Annotated in this window: 16 protein-coding genes; 3 read left to right on the forward strand and 13 right to left on the reverse strand. The window is 74.6% G+C overall.

Annotated elements, in window-relative coordinates:
* The coding region (locus C3486_RS18935) for a PQQ-binding-like beta-propeller repeat protein (protein WP_181138603.1) at positions 1-1504 on the forward strand (1504 nt) is incomplete at its 5' end.
* 96 nt (positions 1505-1600) lie between these two features.
* Here C3486_RS18935 and C3486_RS38570 read toward each other — a convergent pair.
* On the reverse strand, positions 1601-2524 hold the full coding sequence (locus tag C3486_RS38570; protein ID WP_308461255.1) for a hypothetical protein: 924 nt from the start codon (positions 2522-2524) through the stop codon (positions 1601-1603).
* A gap of 91 nt (positions 2525-2615) precedes the next feature.
* Here C3486_RS38570 and C3486_RS18945 point away from each other — a divergent pair, with 91 nt between their 5' ends.
* Positions 2616-3131, forward strand: coding sequence for a hypothetical protein (locus tag C3486_RS18945; RefSeq protein WP_103833914.1), 516 nt, complete (start codon positions 2616-2618; stop codon positions 3129-3131).
* Positions 3132-3204: 73 nt separating this feature from the next.
* Here the strand turns inward: C3486_RS18945 and C3486_RS18950 are convergent, their stop codons facing one another.
* The 3 genes from C3486_RS18950 to C3486_RS18960 all read right to left on the reverse strand — a co-directional run bounded on the left by C3486_RS18950 (position 3205) and on the right by C3486_RS18960 (position 5693).
* Complete coding sequence (locus C3486_RS18950; protein ID WP_103833915.1) at positions 3205-3981, reverse strand: enoyl-CoA hydratase/isomerase family protein; 777 nt, start codon at positions 3979-3981, stop codon at positions 3205-3207.
* Positions 3978-4457, reverse strand: coding sequence for a Zn-ribbon domain-containing OB-fold protein (locus C3486_RS18955; RefSeq protein WP_103833954.1), 480 nt, complete (start codon positions 4455-4457; stop codon positions 3978-3980). The genes C3486_RS18950 and C3486_RS18955 overlap by 4 nt, the downstream gene beginning before the upstream one ends.
* Before the next feature lie 84 nt (positions 4458-4541).
* Positions 4542-5693, reverse strand: a complete 1152-nt coding sequence (locus tag C3486_RS18960) for a lipid-transfer protein (RefSeq protein WP_103833916.1) — start codon at positions 5691-5693, stop codon at positions 4542-4544.
* 456 nt (positions 5694-6149) lie between these two features.
* Between C3486_RS18960 and C3486_RS18965 the strand changes: the two genes are divergently transcribed.
* Positions 6150-7721 (forward strand): FadD3 family acyl-CoA ligase, encoded by a 1572-nt coding sequence (locus C3486_RS18965; protein ID WP_374936894.1) that lies wholly within the window; start codon positions 6150-6152, stop codon positions 7719-7721.
* Between the two features lie 167 nt (positions 7722-7888).
* On the opposite strand, the gene C3486_RS18970 is transcribed toward C3486_RS18965, so the two are convergent.
* From C3486_RS18970 to C3486_RS19010, 9 genes are all read right to left on the reverse strand, one after another.
* Entirely contained in the window at positions 7889-9112 is a 1224-nt protein-coding gene (locus tag C3486_RS18970) for a cytochrome P450 (RefSeq protein WP_103833918.1), read from the reverse strand.
* Positions 9037-10536 carry a cytochrome P450 gene (locus tag C3486_RS18975; protein ID WP_103833919.1) on the reverse strand — a complete coding sequence of 500 codons (1500 nt, stop codon included), beginning with the start codon at positions 10534-10536 and terminating at the stop codon, positions 9037-9039. Before C3486_RS18975 ends, C3486_RS18970 begins: the two co-directional genes overlap by 76 nt.
* Positions 10533-11105, reverse strand: a complete 573-nt coding sequence (locus tag C3486_RS18980) for an ATP/GTP-binding protein (protein WP_103833920.1) — start codon at positions 11103-11105, stop codon at positions 10533-10535. Before C3486_RS18980 ends, C3486_RS18975 begins: the two co-directional genes overlap by 4 nt.
* 49 nt (positions 11106-11154) lie before the next feature.
* A complete protein-coding gene (locus tag C3486_RS18985; protein ID WP_103833921.1) occupies positions 11155-11514 on the reverse strand; it encodes a DUF742 domain-containing protein in 360 nt (119 codons plus the stop codon).
* Positions 11511-11939, reverse strand: a complete 429-nt coding sequence (locus tag C3486_RS18990; protein ID WP_103833922.1) for a roadblock/LC7 domain-containing protein — start codon at positions 11937-11939, stop codon at positions 11511-11513. The genes C3486_RS18985 and C3486_RS18990 overlap by 4 nt, the downstream gene beginning before the upstream one ends.
* Positions 11936-13582, reverse strand: coding sequence for an ATP-binding protein (locus tag C3486_RS18995; protein ID WP_181138604.1), 1647 nt, complete (start codon positions 13580-13582; stop codon positions 11936-11938). The genes C3486_RS18990 and C3486_RS18995 overlap by 4 nt, the downstream gene beginning before the upstream one ends.
* Before the next feature lie 167 nt (positions 13583-13749).
* Complete coding sequence (locus tag C3486_RS19000; protein ID WP_103833923.1) at positions 13750-15342, reverse strand: class I adenylate-forming enzyme family protein; 1593 nt, start codon at positions 15340-15342, stop codon at positions 13750-13752.
* A 185-nt stretch (positions 15343-15527) separates the two neighbouring features.
* Positions 15528-15764, reverse strand: coding sequence for a laminin G (locus C3486_RS19005; RefSeq protein WP_103833924.1), 237 nt, complete (start codon positions 15762-15764; stop codon positions 15528-15530).
* A 221-nt stretch (positions 15765-15985) separates the two neighbouring features.
* Complete coding sequence (locus C3486_RS19010; RefSeq protein ID WP_103833925.1) at positions 15986-18925, reverse strand: BTAD domain-containing putative transcriptional regulator; 2940 nt, start codon at positions 18923-18925, stop codon at positions 15986-15988.
* Between the last annotated feature and the right edge of the window lie 58 nt (positions 18926-18983).

The following is an 18983-nucleotide window of genomic DNA, read 5'->3' on the forward strand; positions in this document are numbered from 1 at the left end:
GGGTGACCCCGGCTGGGCCGCCTCAGCGGCGGTCGGCCCGGGCGCACGCCGGATGGGCGACCCGCGCGGCGGCGCGGCGCTCGCGCAGGGGGCGCCCACCGGCCCGGTCGCGCCTGCCCCGCCGCGGCCCCCGGAGGCGGAGGGCCCGGACGGCTCCGTACGGCTCGGCGGCTCCGTCGCCCCGATAGGGCCCGGCCCCCGGGCCGACGGACAGGGCCCACAGGCACAGCCCGGCCAGGCCACCAACTGGGTACGGCCGCCCGCCGGCGTCCAGGCCCCGCCCGCCCCGGCGGGACCGCCGCCCGCCGTGCCCCCGCAATCCGCGGCGGGCCCCCAGGCCGGGCATGGCGCGCCCGCTGCGCAGGGCGGCCCCGGCCGCTGGCGTCCCTGGCGGTTCCGCATGTCGAACGACGTGTGGGGCACCCCCGTGGTCTCCGGCGATCTGCTGTACGTCACCTCCTTCGAGGTGCACGCGCTGGACGTGGCCAGCGGGCGCCGCCAGTTCAAGACCCGCGAGGTCGCCTGGGCCATGGGCGTCTCCAATGGCCGCATCCACGCCTCGGACGGCCCGAGCCTGTACGCGCTGGACGCCACCGACGGCTCCGAGCTGTGGCGGCTGAACACCGAGGGCTGGGTCTACAGCCTGGGCGTCGACCGCGGCACGGTCGTCACCGGCACCCGGGGCGGCGGCGTGCAGGCATGGGAGGCAGCCAATGGCGAGCTGCTGTGGGAGATCGGCGGCGCGCAGACCGACTTCGAGACCGCCGAGTCCGGCCCTGTCGTGCACGAGGGCACGGTCTACGTGTGGGCCGACGCGCGGCTGAAGGCGCTGGAGGCCCGTACGGGCGCCGAACGCTGGTCGTACCCGGTGGGGGACGCGGCGTCCTGCGGCGGGGTCCCGGTGCGGCTGCTGACCGCCCCGGACGGCGTCGCGTACATCGCGGCGGGCACCCGCGTCCTGGCCGTCGACATCAACCGCGGCGACGTCCGCTGGCACTTCGAGGCGCCCGCGGTCTTCCTGTCCCCGCCCGCGTACGCGCCCGGGCCCGCCGTCACCGGCGGCGGGATCTACCTCGCCGACTACCTGGGCACGGTCTACGCGCTGGACGCGAACGACGGCCGGGACCGCTGGCGGATCGCCACCGAGGCGCGCCAGTCGACCGAGCCGGTGCTGGTCGCCGACGGCGCGGTGCACCTGGGCAGCGGCAACGCCCTGTACACCCTGGACGCGGTGTCGGGCACGCCCCGCTGGCGCTTCCAGGCGGGCGGCGAGGTCATCGGCGCGCCGGTGGCCGCCGACGGCCGGGTGCACTTCGGCTCCGCCGACCACTGCCTCTACACGCTGGACGCGATGGGCGGCCAGCTGCGCTGGAAGCTGGCCACGGGCGGCGAGATCACCGGCACCCCGGTGGCCGCCGCCGGCGTCGTCTACGCCTGCAGCAAGGACCGCTGCGTGTACGCGCTGGACGCGGCCAAGGGGACGGGCCAGGCGCGGCGCTCCTAGGGCGCGCTGGTTCCGCGGCCTGGAGGTGCTGCGCTTGCGCTGCCTTGGAGGCGCGGCGGCTCGGCGGCCGTCTGGGCTGCCCGTGGGCGGTGCGCCTCAGCGGTCCTCGGGCGGGCGGCCCCGGTCCCGCGGGCGGTCGTCCCGGACGGGCGGCAGGGGCTGTGTGGGATCGGCGGGCTCGGCCCGCGGCTCACCGCCGTACGGGTGGTCCCGGGAAGCGCCGTGCGGGTGGTCCTGGGGCGCGACCGTCGGCGTGCCGGCCGGCGGGGTCGTGCCGTCGTGCGTCGGGCCGTCCTGCGTCGGCGGCCACGGCTCGCGTGAGGAGCCGCCGAGCGGCCCCGCGCCCCCGTAGGGGACGTCCGGATGGCCCGTGTGCGGGCCCGGGCCCGGCTCCTCGCCGTAGGCGTAGGGACCGCCCCGGGGCTCGCCTTCGTACGGGTAGGGGGCCTCGCCTCCGTAGCCGTACCGCCCGTCGCCCTCGTAGGCGTACCGGCCGTCGGGCCCGCCTTCGTAGAACGCCGGGTCGTACTCCCGCTCCTGCTCCCTGCGGCGCTTACGGGCGCGCACGCCCCGGCGGCCGCTCATCAGCACGGCGCCCAGCAACAGCAGGACGCCGCCGCCCAGTGCCCCCGCGACCCCGACGCCCAGGCCCCGGCCGCCGCTGCCCGTGGTGAGGCTGCCGGCCGCCTGGCCCTGCCGCACCATCCACAGCACGGTGAAGCCCAGCACGACCAGCCCGGCGAGGGTGACCAGGAGACGGGAACGCAGCAGGACGCCGATCAGGGTGAGCACGGCGCCGGCCAGCATGGGCAGCAGGAGCGAGCGCATGACGTCGGCACCGCTGCCGGTGATCCCGTTGAAGAGGTCAGCGACGCGGATGTCCGCGCCGTGACGGCCGTCGTACCAAGGACGGAAGGGGCTCCATACGGCGGCCGCCGCTCCGATGAGGGCGATCAGGGAGCCGATGACGTTGCGCACCACCAGCATCGCCTCGTTTCGCTCGGGCCTGACGTCCTCCACAGCCGACGCTACGCCGTGCCGCCGGGCCCCGCCACGGCAATCGCGGTCCCTGTAGGGTGACGTGCACTCGTCAACGAATCGGGGGATTCTCATGGCTCGCCGTCATCTGCGGCTCACGGCCGTCGTGGCCGTCGTACTGGTCTCGCTCACCGGCTTCCGGCCGCACGGCCACGGGAGTCACAGCAGTGGCGGTGGCGGGGGCTGCAGCGCGCACTCCAGCAGCAGCGGCTACCACGGCGGCAGCCACCACTACGACGATGACGACGACTACGACGATGACGGCTCCTCGGGCAGCGGCTCGGACAGCACCCCCAGCCCGAGTACGCCGCCCCGGGGCACCGTCGTGGAGTGCGTCTCGGCGCACCCGAAGGCGGCCAGTCCGGGCGCGAAGGTCCGGCTCTCGGGCGACGACCTCTACGACGAGGTGACCATCACCGTCGAGTTCCGTGGCGCGGACGGGTCCGTGGTGGACACCGGCGCCCGGAAGGTCGACCCCGTCCTGGACGGCGAGGACGACGCTTACGGGGACCCCGTCTTCCGTGTCCCGATGGCCCACCCCGACCGGGCCGCCGAGGTCACGCGCTGCGCGGTCCGCAGCGTGCGCTGACCCTGCGGGCACGGCCGGACGAGTCACCGCACCCGAAGGACGACACTGCCCGCATGCCCGCGGCCGACGACGGTCACCGCACCCGAGGGGCCGCTCCCGTCCGCCGTTCCTCGAAGAGGCCCGCCTGCCGCTTCGGGGGCAGGTTGCCGAGCGCTATCAGGTGCGGGGCGTGCGCCAGGGCCTGGGCGCGGGTCGCCTCCTTGGCCGCCCACAGCGCCCGTACGGTGCCCTGCACGGCCTCGGTGGGCTGCGCGGCGACGGTCTCGGCCACGCGCAGGGCGGCCGGCACCGCCTCGCCCGCCGGGGTCAGCTCCGACACCAGGCCCACCTCGTGGGCGCGGCGTGCGCCGAGCCGTTCGGCGGTGCCCGTCAGCGCGAGCCGGGCGATCTCCCCGTACGGCATCCGCTGCGCCATGAGCATCGTTTCGTACGCGCTGACCATGCCGTACGTCGTGTGCGGGTCGAAGAACGCCGCGGTCTCGGACGCCACGACGAACTCGCACTCGCCCAGCAGGTAGAAGGCGCCGCCGCAGGCCATCCCCTCGACCGCGGCGATCACCGGCTTCCACAGGTCGGCGGCCTTCGGGCCGATGCGCAGCAGCGGGTCGTCGAGGGAGTAGGGGGAGGCGGGCTGCGGTACCCGTACGGAGCGGTCGATGCCCGTGCAGAAGGCCCGGCCGCCGGCGCCGGTCACGACCGCGGCGTGCACGCTGTCGTCGGAGCGGAAGGCGCACCAGACGGCGGCCAGTTCGTCGGCGGTCTCGAGATCGATGGCGTTGTGGCGGTCGGGCCGGTCGAGGGTGACCAGGGCGACGCCCGCGCCGGCCCGGGTGTCGACGCGGAGGGTCATGGCCGCTCCAGCAGCCAGCGCGGCACGGTCACGCCGTCCGCCATCTCGTGGAAGGCGACCTTCACCGCGGCGCCGATGCGCAGCCGGTCGGCGGGTACGGAGTCCAGCGCGGCGTCGGGGGCGCTGACGAGGTTGCCGACCAGCCGGATGCGGGGCGCCTCGGCCAGCTCGACGACGATCGCGTTGTAGGGCGCGAGCGCCGCGTACGCGGGCAGCAGGGGTGGGTGCGGCCGGACGTAGGACCAGATCCGGCCGCGGCCGCTCATCCGCCGCCACTCGCTCGCGAAGGACTGGCAGTGCGGGCAGCAGGGGCGGGGCGGGAAGCGCAGTTCACCGCAGTCGGCGCAGGTCTGGACGCGGAGTTCGCCGCGGGCCGCGTACGCCCAGAACGGCGCCCCGTCCTCGTCGGGAACCGGCAGCAGGAAGCCGTCGGCGCTGGTCGGCGGCTGGTCGGGCGCGGGCGGGGCGGGTTGCACAGGGAGGTTGTCCACAGGCCCGGCGGGGTCGGTGCGGCTGTCGGTGCCGCCTGTCACACTCGGTTTTATGAACGTCACAGCAGGTCAACTCCTCAGCAGGAGAGCGGAAGTCGGGACGCAGTCGCCCGCGGTGACCAGGCAGGTCGCGGCGTCGGGCACCTGCGCGGTGCTGGTGCCGCGGAGTTGCTTGACCCCCTCGGTGATCAGGTTGAAGCCGTGGACGTACGCCTCGGAGAGGCCGCCGCCGCCGGTGTTCAGCGGGAGCCGGCCGCCGGTCTCCAGGGCGCCGCCCTCGGTGAAGGCCGCGCCCTCGCCGCGCTCGCAGAAGCCGTAGCCCTCCAGGGAGAGGGGGACGAGCGGGGTGAAGGCGTCGTAGATCTGCGCGACGTCGACGTCCTGCGGGCCGAAGTCGGCCGACTTCCACAGATGGCGCGCGGCGGTCCAGGAGGGCCCGGTGAGCGGGTCGTCGGTCCAGTAGTTGACCATGCCGTGGTGCTGGGCGGGCAGGCCCTGGGCGGCGGCGTGGACGTAGACGGGCGGGCGGCGGCAGTCGCGGGCGCGCTCGGCGGAGACCAGGACGCAGGCCAGTGCGCCGTCGGTCTCCAGGCAGTTGTCGAAGAGGCAGAGCGGTTCGCTGATCCAGCGCGCCGTCATGTACATCTCGCGGGTCAGCGGGCGGTCGTACATGACCGCGGCGGGGTTCTGGTTGGCGCGGTTGCGGCAGGCCAGCGCGATGTTGAAGAGGTGGTCGCGGGTGGCGCCGTACTGGTGCATGTAGCGACGGGCGAGCATGCCGACCTCGTCGGCCGGGCGGAGGAGGCCGAAGGGGCGGGTCCATTGAGCGGGGGTGGGGAGTTGAGCGGAGGTGTTCTTCCAGGGGCGGGGCCCGGAGCCGCGCTTGCGCGCGCGCCAGGCGACGCCGACGGTGGCCTGGCCGGTGGCGATGGCGGCCGCCAGGTGGGCCACGGTGGCGCAGGAACCACCGCCGCCGTAGCCGGTCTTGGCGAAGAAGGTGACGTCACCGGCGCCGATGGCCTTGGCGACCTCGACCTCGTCGGTCTCCTCCATCGTGTACGAGGCGAAGGCGTCGACCTCGGAGGGGGCGATGCCGGCGTCGGCGAGGGCGGCGGTGATGGCCCGGCAGGCCAGCGTCTTCTCGGACTCGGGGAGACGTCTGGCGAAGGGTGTCTGGCCGATGCCGACGATCGCCGTAGCGTCCTTGAGGGCCGTCCCCATCGCCACCTCCGTGGTCGGGCGTCCGTACTGACAGCCGAGGAGGCTACCGCTAACCTGACGGGTAGTCAGCTAACTGGCACAGGGTTCTCCCGGCCGGTACGCGCCGCACGGCCCCCGGACGGGCTCCCGGGCACCCCGTACGGCCCGCGCAGGCACCGGGGGAGAAAGGCAGGCGCGATGCCCGGCGACGCAAACCGGCCCGGCGACGAGGGGAGCGCCGGGGCCCAGGCAAGGAGCGGTGCGCCAGCAGGCCTTCCGCAGAGGCGCGGTGCACTCACCGGGGCCCGGGAGGAGGCCGCGAGATCCGGCGGGGCCTATGGGGCCGGCGGGGCCGGTGCGGTGGACGAGGCCGACGCGGGCGACGCCGGAGCCGGCGCGGGCGCCAGGACCGGCAGACCGGACGCCAAGGCCGGGGAGGGGAGTGGCGATCCGCGGGCGGACCTGGCGTACGGGACGGTGCCGCGGCTGGTGCGGGCGGCGGCCGGGCGGTACGGCGCGCGGGAGGCCGTCGCCGACGGACGGACCCGGCTGTCGTACGCGGAGCTGGGCGAGCGGATCGAGCGGGCGGCGGCGGCCTGCGTCGCCGCCGGGGTCGCGCTCGGCGACCGGGTGGCGGTCTGGGCGCCGAACACCACGGAGTGGATCGTCTCCGCGCTCGGCGCCGTCTCGGCGGGCGCCGTCCTCGTACCGGTCAACACCCGCTTCAAGGGCGCCGAGACCGCGTACGTGCTGCGCCGCACCCGCGCCCGGCTGCTCTTCGTCACCGGCACCTTCCTCGGCACCTCGTACGTCGCCTCGCTGCGCCGGGCCACCGCCGAGGGCCCGGGGAGCGGGCCGCTGCCCGGCCTGCCGGACCTGCGGGACGTGGTGGTGCTGGCCGAGGACGCGCCCGTCGGCTTCCGCACCTGGCGGGAGTTCCTGGCCGGCGGCGACCGGGTGCCCGCGGCGGCCGTGCGGGAGCGCGCGGAGGCCGTGCGGCCCGACGCACCCTCGGACATCGTCTTCACCTCGGGCACCACGGGCCGCCCCAAGGGAGCGGTGATCACCCACGCCCAGACGCTGCGCGCGTACGGCGTCTGGAGCGAGCTGGCGGGCCTGCGTACGGAGGACCGCTACCTCATCGTCAACCCGTTCTTCCACACCTTCGGCTACAAGGCGGGCATCATCGCGTGCCTGCTGCGCGGCGCGACGATGGTCCCGCAGCCGGTGTTCAGCGCCGACACCGCGCTCGCCAACATCGCCGCCGAGCGCATCACCGTCCTGCCCGGCCCGCCCTCCCTCCACCAGCAGCTGCTGGACCACCCGGCCCGGGTGCGGCACGACCTCTCGACGCTGCGGCTGGTGGTCACCGGCGCCGCGGTGGTGCCGCTGCGGCTGATCGAGCGGCTGCGCGGTGAGCTGGGCATCGCCACGGTCCTCACCGCGTACGGTCTGTCGGAGAGTTCGGGGGTGGTCACGATGTGCCGGCGCGGCGATGCGCCGGAGACCGTCGCCCACACGTCGGGCCGGGCGATACCGGGTACCGAGGTCGCGGTGGTGGACGCCGGCGGGCGTCCGGTGGCGCCGGGCCGGCCCGGCGAGGTACGGGTGCGCGGATACCACGTCATGACGGGCTACTTCGAGGACCCCGAGGGCACGGCGCGTGCGGTCACGCCCGATGGCTGGCTGTGCACGGGCGACGTGGGGGTGCTGGACGAGGACGGCAATCTGCGGATCACCGACCGGATCAAGGACATGTTCATCGTCGGCGGGTTCAACGCCTATCCGGCCGAGATCGAGCAACTGCTGCTCCGGCACCCGGACATCGCCGACGCCGCCGTGGTCGGGATACCCGACGCCCGGCTGGGCGAGGTCGGCCGGGCGTACGTGGTGCGGCGCCCCGGCGCGACCGTGACCGGGGACGAGCTGATCGTCTGGTCGCGCCGGGAGATGGCCAACTACAAGGTGCCGAGGGAGGTGCGCTTCCTGCCCGAACTCCCGCGCAACGCGGCCGGCAAGATCCTCAAACACCGCCTGCGCGCCGCCTGACCGGGCCCCGGCGGGACCGCGGCGAGCCCGGCTGCCCCGCCCGGCCGGCCGAGGGCCGGGCGCTCACACCCTGCCCCCGGCCGCCGGGCCGTCAGCCGCCGGACCGTCAGCAGGCGGACCGGCGGGCCACCGGCCCCTCGGCCACCGCACCCTCGCCCGGCGGCCCCTCAGCGCCCGTCCAGCAGCACCGGCAGGGACTGCAGGCCGTTGCCGATGAAGGAGCCGGTGGGCTGCAGGTCGGACGCCGGTACGGCCAGTTCCAGGCGGGGGAAGCGGTCGAAGAGGGCGGGGAGGGCGGTGCGGGCCTCCATACGGGCCAGCGGGGCGCCCAGGCAGTAGTGCACCCCGTGGCCGAAGGCGAGGTGCTCGCGGTCGGCGCGGCTCAGCTCGAAGGAGTCGGCGTCCGGGCCGTGCCGCTCGGGGTCGCGCCCGGCCCCGGCGTACGCGGCGAGGATCGGGTCGCCCTGCCGGATGACCGCGCCGTCCGGCAGCGGGATGTCCTCGACGGCGTACCGCAGCGGCAGGTTGGCGATGCTGGGCGCCCAGCGCAGCGTCTCCTCGATGACGTCGTCCCAGCCGGCCTGTCCGGAGGCCAGCAGGGCGCGCTGCTCGGGGTGGGTGAGCAGGGCGTGGACGGCGTTGCCGATGAGGTTGACGGTGGTCTCGTAGCCGGCGCCGATCACCAGCAGCAGGGTGTCGAGCAGTTCCCGCTCCTCCAGCCGGGAGCCGTCGTCGTCCCGGGTGGAGACCAGCACGCTGGTCATGTCGTCGCCGGGCTCGCGCCGCTTCAGGGCGATCAGCTCGCCCAGCACGGTGGCGATCTTCGCGGCGGTGGCGGAGGCCTGCTCGGGGGTGGCGGAGGTGTCCATGACCTCGTCGATGACCGCCCCGACCTCCTCGCGGGACTCCTCGGGGATGCCGAAGAGTTCGCAGATCATCCGCATGGGGAGGGGCAGCGCGTACGAGGAGATCAGATCGACCGGTTCACCGGCGGGCGCGGCCTCCAGACCGGCCAGCAGCTCCTTGGTGATCCGTTCGACGCGGGGAGCCATGGCCTCGGTGCGCCGCCCGGTGAAGGCGGGCGCCACGAGCTTGCGCAGCCTGCGGTGGTCGGTGCCGTAGGCGGTGAACATGTTGGTGACGCCGACCCAGGACTGCAGCCAGCTGTCGTGGTGTTCGCCGTTGCGCCAGGCCGGCCAGTGCTGCCGCGGGTCCTTGCTGACCCGGTCGTCGGCGAGCAGCCGCTTGAGCAGGTCGTGCCCGCCCACCGACCAGGCTCGTATGCCGCCGGGCAGTTCGACGAGCGCAGCGGGGCCTATCGCGCGGAGGCGGGCGGCCTCGCCGGGGAGGTCGGTGCCGGCCGGGTCGATGGCGACGGGCTGCTGTCCCATGGGGTAGCTCCTGCCTGATCGGGAGTGAGGGGGGTGAAGCGGGCCGGCAGCGCGGCCAGCGCGCGGTGGAAGGCGCCGACCCGCCATTCCAGCTGCTCGAAGGGCACGGTGAGTTCGATGTCGGAGAGCCACGCGGTGAGCCGCTCGATGGCCGTGGTCGCGATGAGCAGCGCGGTGTTGCGCACCGGGCAGGCGTGCGGCCCGGCGGCCCAGGACAGGTGCGCGCCGCCGCCCGCGCGGGGCTGTTCGAGCGGGGTGGTGCCGAACTGCGCGTTGGCAGCCGCGTACGAGACCATCGTGAGCTGGCCCGCGCGGATCCAGGTGCCGTGGAAGAAGACGTCCCGGCGGGGGAAGTGCGCCGAGTAGTTGCCGAGCGGCGGGTCGTTCCACAGCACGTCGTTGATGGCGTCGCGGGCGGTCAGCGCGCCGCCGGACAGGGTGCTGTAGTACCGGTCGTCGGAGAGCATCCGGGCGAGCGCGTTACCGATGAGGTTGGTGGTCGGCTCGTGCCCGGCGCCCATGGTGATGACGATCTGGTGGATCAGTTCCTCGTCGCTGAGCCCGGCGGGGTGGTCCATGAACCAGGAGGTGAGGTCGGGCCCGCGGCGCTCCTTCTTCGCGGCGACCAGCTCCATGATGTAGCCCGTGAAGTTCTCGTTGGCCTTCGCGGCCTGCTCGGGGGTGGCGCCCTCCAGCATGTCGGCGAGGGCGGAGATCAGCCGGTCGCTGTAGGAGTCGGGGAGCCCGAAGACCCGGTTGAAGATCATCAGTGGCAGGACGCGGGCGTACTGGGAGATCAGGTCCACCCGGCCCTCGGCACCGAACCGGCTGATCAGCCGGTCGGCCGCGCCGTGCACGTACGTGCGCAGCTCGTGCGGCTCGATCAGCGCGAAGCTGTCGGTGATCACCTGGCGGTAGCGGTCGTGCGCCTCGCCGTCGCTGAAGAACACGTTGGGGCGCCAGGCCAGCATGGGCATGACCGGCGAGTCGGCCGGGACGGTCGGCATCCAGGGCCGGGAGTCCTTGGACCAGGTCGCGTCGTCCTGCAGCAGTTCCAGCGCGGCGCGGTAGTCGGTGACCAGCATCGCGGTCACGCCGGGCGCGATCTCGACCTGCGCGACCGGTCCCTGCCGGCGCAGCACCTGGTAGATGCCGTGCGGATCGGCCGCGAAGTCCGGGCCGTAGAGGCGTACGACGTCCTGGGTGGGGTCGTAGGGCGCGGCGTGCGAGCCCGGCGGGAACGGGGCGCCCGTGCCGCCCTCGTGCGCGGGGCAGCCCGGGGGCGGCGAGGCCGCGTCCGGCGCGGCGGCGGGACGGGGCGGGCGTGTGCCCGGCGCATGCGCGGGGGCCTGGGGCGGCAGCGCGCCGGGCCCGGCTGCGGGGTTCTCGGGCGGCAGCGCCCCGTACTCGTGGGGGGTGGTCATGCGGTGTCTCCGGGCGTGTGGTCCAGGACGTGTCCGACCAGGGCGATCAGCGCGTCGAGCGACTGGTCGCGGTCGCGCGCGTCGCAGACCACCAGCGGGGTGTCCTCGTGCAGGTCGAGATGGTCGCGCAGGGTCTCGACGGGGTGGGCGGGGGCGTCGGGGAAGGCGTTGACCGCCACCGCGTACCGCAGCCCGGCCTCCTCGATGATGTCCATGACCTCGAAGGAGTCGGCCAGCCGCCGGGTGTCGGCCAGGACCAGCGCGCCGACGGCGCCGCGCGCGATGTCCTGCCACAGCGGCCGGAACCGCTTCTGGCCCGGTGTGCCGAAGAGGTACAGCACCAGGTCGCCGGCGAGCGTGATCCGCCCGAAGTCGATGGCGACGGTGGTCGTGGTCTTGTCGCGGACCCCGGCCAGGTTGTCGACGAACGCGCCGGTCTGCGTCATCACCTCTTCGGTGTGCAGCGGCGGGGTCTCCGACAGGGCCCGGATGAAGGTGGTCTTGCCGACCCCGAAGGGGCCGGCGACCAGCAGCTTCACCAGGGTCTGGTCGCTGCCGGACAGGTACATGGCGCCGTGCTCGGCGCCCTCGGCGGCGGTGTCGGCGCCGCCCGCTGCGCTAGGACTTGAGAGTGCGGAGTCCATCGAGGACCCTCTCCAGAATCTGCCGGTCGATCTGTTCGGCTTCGGGGATGGGGGAACGGGCGTGCAGATGGCCGGCGTCGACGAGGTCGGCGACCAGGACCTTGACGACGCTGACCGGCAGCCGCAGGTGCGAGGCGGTCTCGGCCAGCGTCAGCGCGCCCGGCCGCAGCAGCGCGAGGAGGCGGAGCGCCTCGGGCCGCAGCCCGGCGGGCGCGGTGACGGTCGCGCCGTACAGCACGGTGAGCCGGTCCAGGGTGTTGCGGCTGGGCCGGGCGCGGCCGCCGGTCGCCAGATAGGCCGGTACGAGACGCCGGTTGCTCTGGCGGGGCGTCATGCGCGCGGTCCCGTTTCCCGGGGCGGCGAGCTCATCGCCTTGGCGCCGAGCGTGGCGACCTGCACCTGCATCTGGTGCGAGACCACGCCCATGTTGACGTCGGGGCCGGCGAAGACCGCGAGGCAGGTGTTCTCACCGGCCGGGATGGCGAGCACCCAGCCGTCCTCGGACTCCACGACGGTCTGCCGCAGCCGGGCGTCGTCCTGGCCGGTGAACGCGGCGGTCACGGCGCGGCCCGCGCCCTGGAGCGCCGACATCATGGCGGCCACGCCCTCGGCCGCCTCCCGGGCGAGGCCGGGCGAGGAGCCTTCGATGAAGCCGTCGCCGGAGATGACGGCCGCGTGCAGGACGTGCGGCAGTTCCAGCAGCGGCGCCAGCACCCAGGACTGGTCCTGCGTGACGCGGCGGCGGACGGGGGTGCTCATGCTCGGTCGTTCCCTTCGGGGCGCTGAATTCGGTTGTCGGCTTCGGCCCGCCCGGAGAGGGTGCCGCGCTGCAGTGCGGCCCAGCGGGTGGCGGACTCCTGCGGGCTGCGCTCGGCGACGGGTTCGGTGCGCGGGAGGGCGGGTTCGGGCTCGGCGGTGGGCCGGCGGCGCCGGCGGCGCGGCAGCTCCGTCGCGGCGTCGGGCGCGGGCGCCGGGGCGGATTCCTGGGCGGGCGCCTGCGCGTGTGCGGGCTCGTGCTCGGGCGTACGAGCGGGCGCGGCCTCCGGCGTACGGGCAGCCGGGGGCTCCGGCGTACGCTGCGGCTCGGTCTCGGGCGCGCGGGTGGGCGTGCGCTCCATGGGGCCCTCCGGGGCGCGGGCGGACATGTGCTCCGTCGAAGCCGCCGAAGCCGCCGGTGCGGCACTCGATGCCGGACCGGCACCCGCCGCCCCGGCACCGGCCACCGGCGTGGCGCCCGGCACGGGGGCCGGCAGCGGCGGGGCCTGCGGCGGCACCAGCGGCGTGGAGTGGGCCCGCATCATCTGCGGCGGCAGCGGCGCCATCACCGACATCGGCTGGGTGTGCTCGTCCATCAGCGTCAGCAGCGGGTCGCCCGGGATGTACACGACGGCCCGGACGCCGCCGTACGGCGAGGACTCGACGTGCACCGTGAAGCCGTACTGCCGCACCAGCTGGCCCACGGCCGCGAAGCCGGAGCGCGGCGGGTCGCCCAGCTCGGTGAGGAGCAGCCGCTCCTCGCCGCTCAGCAGGCGCGTCGCGTGGGCGATCTCGTCGGCGTGCATGCCGATGCCGTAGTCGTCGACGATGACCGAGGCACCGCGGTTGCCCTGCTGGAGCGTGACGACGACGGGCAGTTCGTGGTGGGAGTGGTGCAGCGCGTTGGCCAGCAGCTCGGTGAGGGCGATGGCGACCGGCTCCACGGCGCGGGCGACGACGCCCACCGGGTCCCGCAGCAGGTTGCTGACCTGGACGCGCTCGTAGCCGCGCAGCCGGGACATCGAGCCGACCACGAGGTCGGCGAGGTGCGAGTCGTCGCGGGTCAGGCCGGGCCAGGCGCCGCAGACGACGCCGGTGGTCTGCACCCGGCGCAGCGCCTGCTCGTTGAGGAAGTCCGCCTGCAGCAGGTCCTGGGCGACGGCCTGGTCGTCGTAGCGGTGCTGCATCTCCTGGAGCAGCGTCTGCAGCCGGTACAGCAGCGCCTGGATGGTGGTGGTGGCACCGCGCATCGCGGCCTGCGCCGCCTCGTCCACCCGGGCCCGCTCCTTGGTGACCGCCTGGGTGAGCTGGTCCATGGCCGCGGTCAGCGAGCGGTCCACGTCGGTGCCCGTGAAGCGCGGGTCCTGCAGGCCGCGCACGGTGACGTGCGGGTGCGCGAGCGAGGTGGCGAGATCGGGCAGCCGGGCCTCGGCGAGGTGACGTATCTCCGCTTCGGTGGCGCGGAGTTGGGCGGCCAGCTCGGTGTGGCCGCGCTCGGCGGCGGAGGCGCGGGCCTCGGCCGTGGCCAGGTGCCGGCGCAGGGCCTGGCCGCGCTGCCGGCCGCGGACCAGGAAGAAGATCATCACCACCGCGGCGGCCGTACCTGCTGTCAGGCACCACAACAGTGTCGCCGGTATGGAAGTCATCGGGGTCCTCGTGTGGGGGGTGGCTTGGCGACGGCGGACGAACACCTGATCGCCGCCGAGATGTTACCCACCGAGTGACCTTTCGCACGGCGAAGTGGGAAAGCGGCATTCCGTGTGGACAAGATCACTCCGTTTTACCGGCGGTCACGTCGGAAACACCCGGAATGTCAACTGCCACTTGTGAACTCGCGCCAGCCGGCGGCGGGTTCCCCCGCGTACCGCTCCCGCAGCACGTCCTTGCGTACCTTGCCCAGCGGACCGCCGCGCGGCAAGACCGCCGCGATCTCCAGTTGCTCGGGGAGCTTCTGCGTCATCAGCCCCGCCCGGCGCAGATGGCCCGTCAGATCCTGGAGCGTGAGCGCCGGTCCGTCCGGATCGGCGAGCGTGACCACGGCGCACACCCGCTCCCCGCGCTCCCGGTCCGGCAGCCCGATGACCGCCGCCTCCGCGACCGCCGGATGGCCGTGCAGCAGGTCCTCGATCTCCTGGGCCGAGATGTTCTCGCCCTTGCGGATGATGATGTCCTTCAGCCGCCCGGTCAGTACGAGGTGCCCGTCGGCGCGCAGGAACCCCAGGTCACCGGTGTGGAACCAGCCGTCGGCGTCGAACGCCGCAGCCGTCAGCGCCGGATCGGTGTACCCCTGGCAGACCACCGGCCCCCTGAGCGTCACCTCGCCGGTCTCCCCGGCCGGCAGCGCGCGCCCGTCCGGCGCGGCGATCCGCACCTCGGCACCGGGCACCGGCCGCCCCGCCGTCCGCGCGAGCTGCTCGTCGCTGTCGTGCGGCGACCCCATCGTGATCATCGGGCACTCGGTCATCCCGTACCCGTGCAGCACCGCGCACCGCAGCTCCCGCCGCACCGCGAAGTACAGCTCCGGCGGCAGCGGCGCGCCCCCGCCCGAGAGCACCCGCAGCGACGGGATCAGCTTCGCGTCCCCGTCGCGCCGCCGCGACTCGTCCAGGAACGCCTGGTAGAAGGCGGTGCTGCCGCCCGCCATGGTGACGCCGAGGCGGGCGTACGCGTCGGCCGCCGCGCCCGGCGCGAACGTCTCCAGCACCACCGCGGGGAAGCCCCCGATCAGCATGGCGATGACGTAGTCGGGCCCCGCGATGTGCGCGTACGGGAAGGCGATCGACCCGATGTCCGCCGCCGACATCTCCAGCGCGGCGGCCAGGCCCGCACCGCCCGCGATCAGCGAGGCGTCCGTGTGCCGCACGCCCTTCGGGGCGGCCGTCGTCCCGGAGGTGTAGTAGATCCACGAGGTGCGGCCGTCCCCGCCCCTCTCTTCCGGGCGGAAGTCCGGCAGGCCGGCCGGGTCGCCGTCGGGCAGCTCCGTCGCCGTGTCGAGGTCGACGGTCCGCGTGCCCGCCGGTGCCGCCCGGCCGGCCATCGCCGCGTAGTCGAAACCCCGCCACACCCCCGGCACCAGCAGGAACTCCGCGGCGGAGTCGGCGAGTACGGCCCCGACCTCGCGCTCCCGGTGCAGGTGGAGGACGGGGATCTGGACGGCCCCCAGCCGGGCCAGCGCGAGCGAGGCGAGCACCGTGCTCACACGGGTCGGCAGCTGCCACGCCACCCGCGTACCGGAGCCGATGCCCAGCTCGCGGAAGCCTGCCGCCGCGCGCAGCGCCCGGTCGCGCGCCTGCCCGAAGGTCACGGCCCGCCCGTCCGCCTCGTAGAGCATCACCGCGTCCGGCGAGGCGGCGGCCCGCCGTTCGACCAGTTCCCAGAGCGTACGTATCCGAGCGGACTCCAGCACGGCGCGCCTCCCGGCAGTGGGCGGGACGGGATGTGGCGCGACTGTAGCACCGACACCTGACGGGGCGTCAGGTGTCGGCCGGTGCGGACATGCCGCAGGGACCGGCATCGACGGCATCCCCTCCTTGCCGTCGAGGCCGGCCCCTGCGATCCCCCGGGTTGTGCGTCAGCGGGCCGTACGCGAGATCAGTGCTCCAGCTTCGGCTCGGCGATCGGCCGGTGGCTGTCCTGCGGCGCCATCGTGCCGTCGGCAGCGGCCGCGACCGGGCGCTTGCCCTCCTGCGCGACCGGCACCTCGTCACCGATGATCGGCCGGTGGCTGTCCATCGCCACGACCTCTTCGCCGATGATGGGGCGGTGGCTGTCGAGCGGCTTGATGACGTCCTTGTCGCCGGTTCGCGGAGCCTTCTTCTCGGTGCTCACAGTGATCAACTCCTGTGTGTGGGCGCTTTCGGCCCACCGGCCCGGCGACTCCCCCGTGGGTCGCCGGACGGGTGGACCAGGGCCGGACACCATACGGTGGGGCCTCGTCACCGAGCCGCTTGCCCCCCGAGGCGGCGGTTCGGTACGAAGAAGCGTGACGCGCCGCGATGAACGATCGATAAACGGCCGCGACAACGTCGCTGACCTGCGGTGATGCGAGGTCAGGCGACGGCGGCCGGGGAGAGCAGCTGCTGCACCTGGACGCTCTCCGCCGCGCCCAGCCGCTCATAGACGGCCAGCGCCTCCTGCCAGCACACCCGGGCCCGCCCGGTGTGCCCGACCTGGCTCAGCGCCCGCCCCAGCGTGGTCAGCGCGGTGGCCCGCCACAGCTCCCCGCCGACGCCGCGCAGCGCGGTCAGAGCCTGCTCGGCGTAGTTGGCGGCGCGCGCGGGACGCTGCGCCGCGAGGTCCACCTCCGCCAGCCGGAAGTACGTCATGCCCTCCCAGAACGGCTGCCGGCTGTCCTGGAAGATGGTCAGCGCCGCGTTCAGCTGCTGGGCCGCGTCGTCCAGGCGCCCGGCGGCGGTGAAGGCGAGCGCCAGCGCGTACATGCCGTTGGCCAGCCGCCGGGTGGCACCGATTCTGCGGTAGATCGCCACGCCGTCCTCGGCCAGCCCGATGGCGCTGTCCACCCGGCCGGTGTCCAGGTGGACCCGGGAGAGGTTGCACAGCGCGCTGGCCTCGGACTGCTGGTTGCGGTCGTCGCGGAAGGCGACCAGCGCCTGGCTGAGGTAGGCCTCGGCGTCGTCGTGCCGGCCCTGGGCGCCCGCGATGATGCCGCGGTCGTTGGGCGCGTACGACGAGGAGATCGGGTCCTCGATCGCGAGCCCGAGCAGCATTGCCGACCTGGCGTGGTCGTCCGCGTCGTCCAGCCGCCCGGCCAGGGTGCGGATGTAGGCGAGCGAGGTGTGGATGCGGGCCTCGGCGTGCCGGTCGCCCAGCTCCCTGGCGGCCGCGAGGACGGTCATGTTGGCCTGGTCGTGCTGGCGCGCGTCGGCACCGGACTCGGCCAGGTCCTTGGTGAGCAGCAGCAGGTCGGCGGCGCGCCGCACCGTGTCGGCGCCGGTGGACTGCTGCGCGCAGGCCAGCAGGCAGCGGGCCTCGCTGAACAGCCACTCCAGTGCCACCGCGCGGTCCTCGAAGGCCAGCCCGGGGTAGTGGGTGGCCTCCATGTGGTCCACCAGCCGGTCGCCGGGGCGCTCCAGCGCGTACATGCGGGCCGCCGAGGCCAGGTAGAAGTCCAGCAGGCGGGAGAGGGCGGCGGCCCGCTCGGAGGGCGGGTGCTCGTCGCGCTCGGCGCAGGCACGCGCGTAGAGCCGGACCAGGTCGTGGAAGCGGTAGCGGCCCGGGGCCGCCGATTCGAGGAGCGAGGCGTCGACCAGGGACTCGATCAGGTCTTCCGCTGCGTCGACGTCCATGTCCAGCAGCGCGGCGGCCGCCGCGAGCGAGATGTCGGGTCCGTCGGCCAGGCCCAGCAGCCGGAATGCGCGGGCCTGCACCGGTTCCAGCTGCCCGTACCCCAGCTCGAAGGTGGCCTTGACGGCCAGGTCACCGGCGCGCAGCTCGTCCAGCCGGCGCCGCTCGTCGGCGAGCTTGCGGGCCAGTACGGACACGGTCCACGTGCGGCGCGCGGCGAGCCGGGACGCGGCGATGCGGATGGCCAGCGGCAGGAAGCCGCAGGCGCCCACGACGTCCATGGCGGCCTTGCGCTCGGCGGCGACCCGCTCCTCGCCGACGATGCGCGTGAAGAGCGTCAGCGCCTCCTCAGGACTCATCACATCGAGGTCGATGAGGTGCGCGCCGGGCAGGTCGATCATGCGGGCGCGGCTGGTGATCAGCGCGGCGCAGCCCTCCGTACCGGGCAGCAGCGGCCGTACCTGGGCGGCGTCCCGCGCGTTGTCCAGCAGCGCCAGCACCCGGCGCCCGGCGAGCAGGGAGCGGTACAGCGCGGACCGCTCCTCGGTGCCGTCGGGGATGGAGGAGTCCGGCGTGCCGAGGGCGCGGAGGAACGCGCCGAGCACGGCCTCCGGTTCGGCGGGGGTGTGCCCTGCGCCCTGGAGGTCGACGTAGAGCTGGCCGTCGGGGAAGTGCTCGCGGGCCGCGTGCGCGACGTGCACGGCCAGCGTGGTCTTGCCGACGCCGCCGATGCCGGTGAGCGCGGAGACGGCCATGATGCTGCCCTCGGCGGTGGCGAGCTGTTCGCTCAGCTCCGCGACGAAGGAGGCGCGCCCGGTGAAGTCCGCGACGGACGCCGGGAGCTGCTGGGGGCGCAGCACGGCGGGGCCGGTGCCGGTCTGTTCCTCCGGCGGCGGGCTGGGCGCCTCCAGGGCGGCGTCGGCGCGCAGGATGCGCTGGTGCAGCTCGGCGAGCGAGGCGCACGGGTCGACGCCCAGCTCGGTGTCGAGCAGACGGCGGGTATCGGCATAGACGGCCAGCGCCTCGGCCTGCCGTCCAGAGCGGTACAGCGCCAGCATGAGGAGCTCGCGGAGCCGTTCGCGCAGCGGGTGGGCGGCCGTGAGCGCGGTCAGCTCGGAGACCGCCTCGGCGTGGTTGCCGAGCTCCAGGTCGAGGTCGAGGCGGGCCTCGGTGAGGGAGAGCCGCCACTCCTCCAGGCGGGTGCGCTGGTTCTCCGCGTACGGGCCGGGAACGCTCGCGAGCGGTTCGCCGTTCCACAGGGAGAGTGCGGAGTCCAGCAGGTCGCGGGCGCGGCAGCGGTCGCCGCTCGCACGGGCCTTCTCGGCCTCGGCCGCGTAGCCCTCGGCGCGGGTGAGGTCGAGGTCGAGTGCGCCGGGCCGGCCGGGCTGCAGCGCGTAGCCGCCGGACTCGCTGACCAGTGCGTCGGCGTCAGCGCCGAGCGCCTTGCGCAGCCGGGAGGCGTAGGTCCGCAGGGCCGCGAGCGCGGCGTGCGGGGGCGTCTCGCCCCAGATGGCGTCGACCAGTTCGGCCGCGGTGGCGGTGCGCCCGCCGCGCAGCAGCAGGGCGGCGAGCAGCGCGCGCTGCTGCGGGGTGCCGGCCGCGAGCGGCGTGCCGCCCCGCCAGGCCCGTACGGGACCGAGCACGGTGAAGCGGAGCTGCTGCCCCTGCCCCGGACTCTCGTCCATGGTCTCCCCCTGCCTGTGCATCTCGTTCGCATCGGCCAGTCTGCCTTGTCGGCGGCCC

The organism is Streptomyces sp. Ru73, assembly GCF_002920575.1.
In the GTDB taxonomy this organism is placed as follows: domain Bacteria; phylum Actinomycetota; class Actinomycetes; order Streptomycetales; family Streptomycetaceae; genus Streptomyces.

What these genes read in the sequence shown, in the direction of transcription:
- C3486_RS18945 (WP_103833914.1), top strand. Translation starts at nt 2,616, where the DNA reads ATGGCTCGCCGTCATCTGCGGCTCACGGCCGTCGTGGCCGTCGTACTG.
- C3486_RS18950 (WP_103833915.1), bottom strand. Translation starts at nt 3,981, where the DNA reads ATGACCCTCCGCGTCGACACCCGGGCCGGCGCGGGCGTCGCCCTGGTC.
- C3486_RS18960 (WP_103833916.1), bottom strand. Translation starts at nt 5,693, where the DNA reads ATGGGGACGGCCCTCAAGGACGCTACGGCGATCGTCGGCATCGGCCAG.
- C3486_RS18970 (WP_103833918.1), bottom strand. Translation starts at nt 9,112, where the DNA reads ATGGGACAGCAGCCCGTCGCCATCGACCCGGCCGGCACCGACCTCCCC.
- C3486_RS18975 (WP_103833919.1), bottom strand. Translation starts at nt 10,536, where the DNA reads ATGACCACCCCCCACGAGTACGGGGCGCTGCCGCCCGAGAACCCCGCA.
- C3486_RS18980 (WP_103833920.1), bottom strand. Translation starts at nt 11,105, where the DNA reads ATGTACCTGTCCGGCAGCGACCAGACCCTGGTGAAGCTGCTGGTCGCC.
- C3486_RS18985 (WP_103833921.1), bottom strand. Translation starts at nt 11,514, where the DNA reads ATGACGCCCCGCCAGAGCAACCGGCGTCTCGTACCGGCCTATCTGGCG.
- C3486_RS18990 (WP_103833922.1), bottom strand. Translation starts at nt 11,939, where the DNA reads ATGAGCACCCCCGTCCGCCGCCGCGTCACGCAGGACCAGTCCTGGGTG.
- C3486_RS18995 (WP_181138604.1), bottom strand. Translation starts at nt 13,582, where the DNA reads ATGACTTCCATACCGGCGACACTGTTGTGGTGCCTGACAGCAGGTACG.
- C3486_RS19010 (WP_103833925.1), bottom strand. Translation starts at nt 18,925, where the DNA reads ATGGACGAGAGTCCGGGGCAGGGGCAGCAGCTCCGCTTCACCGTGCTC.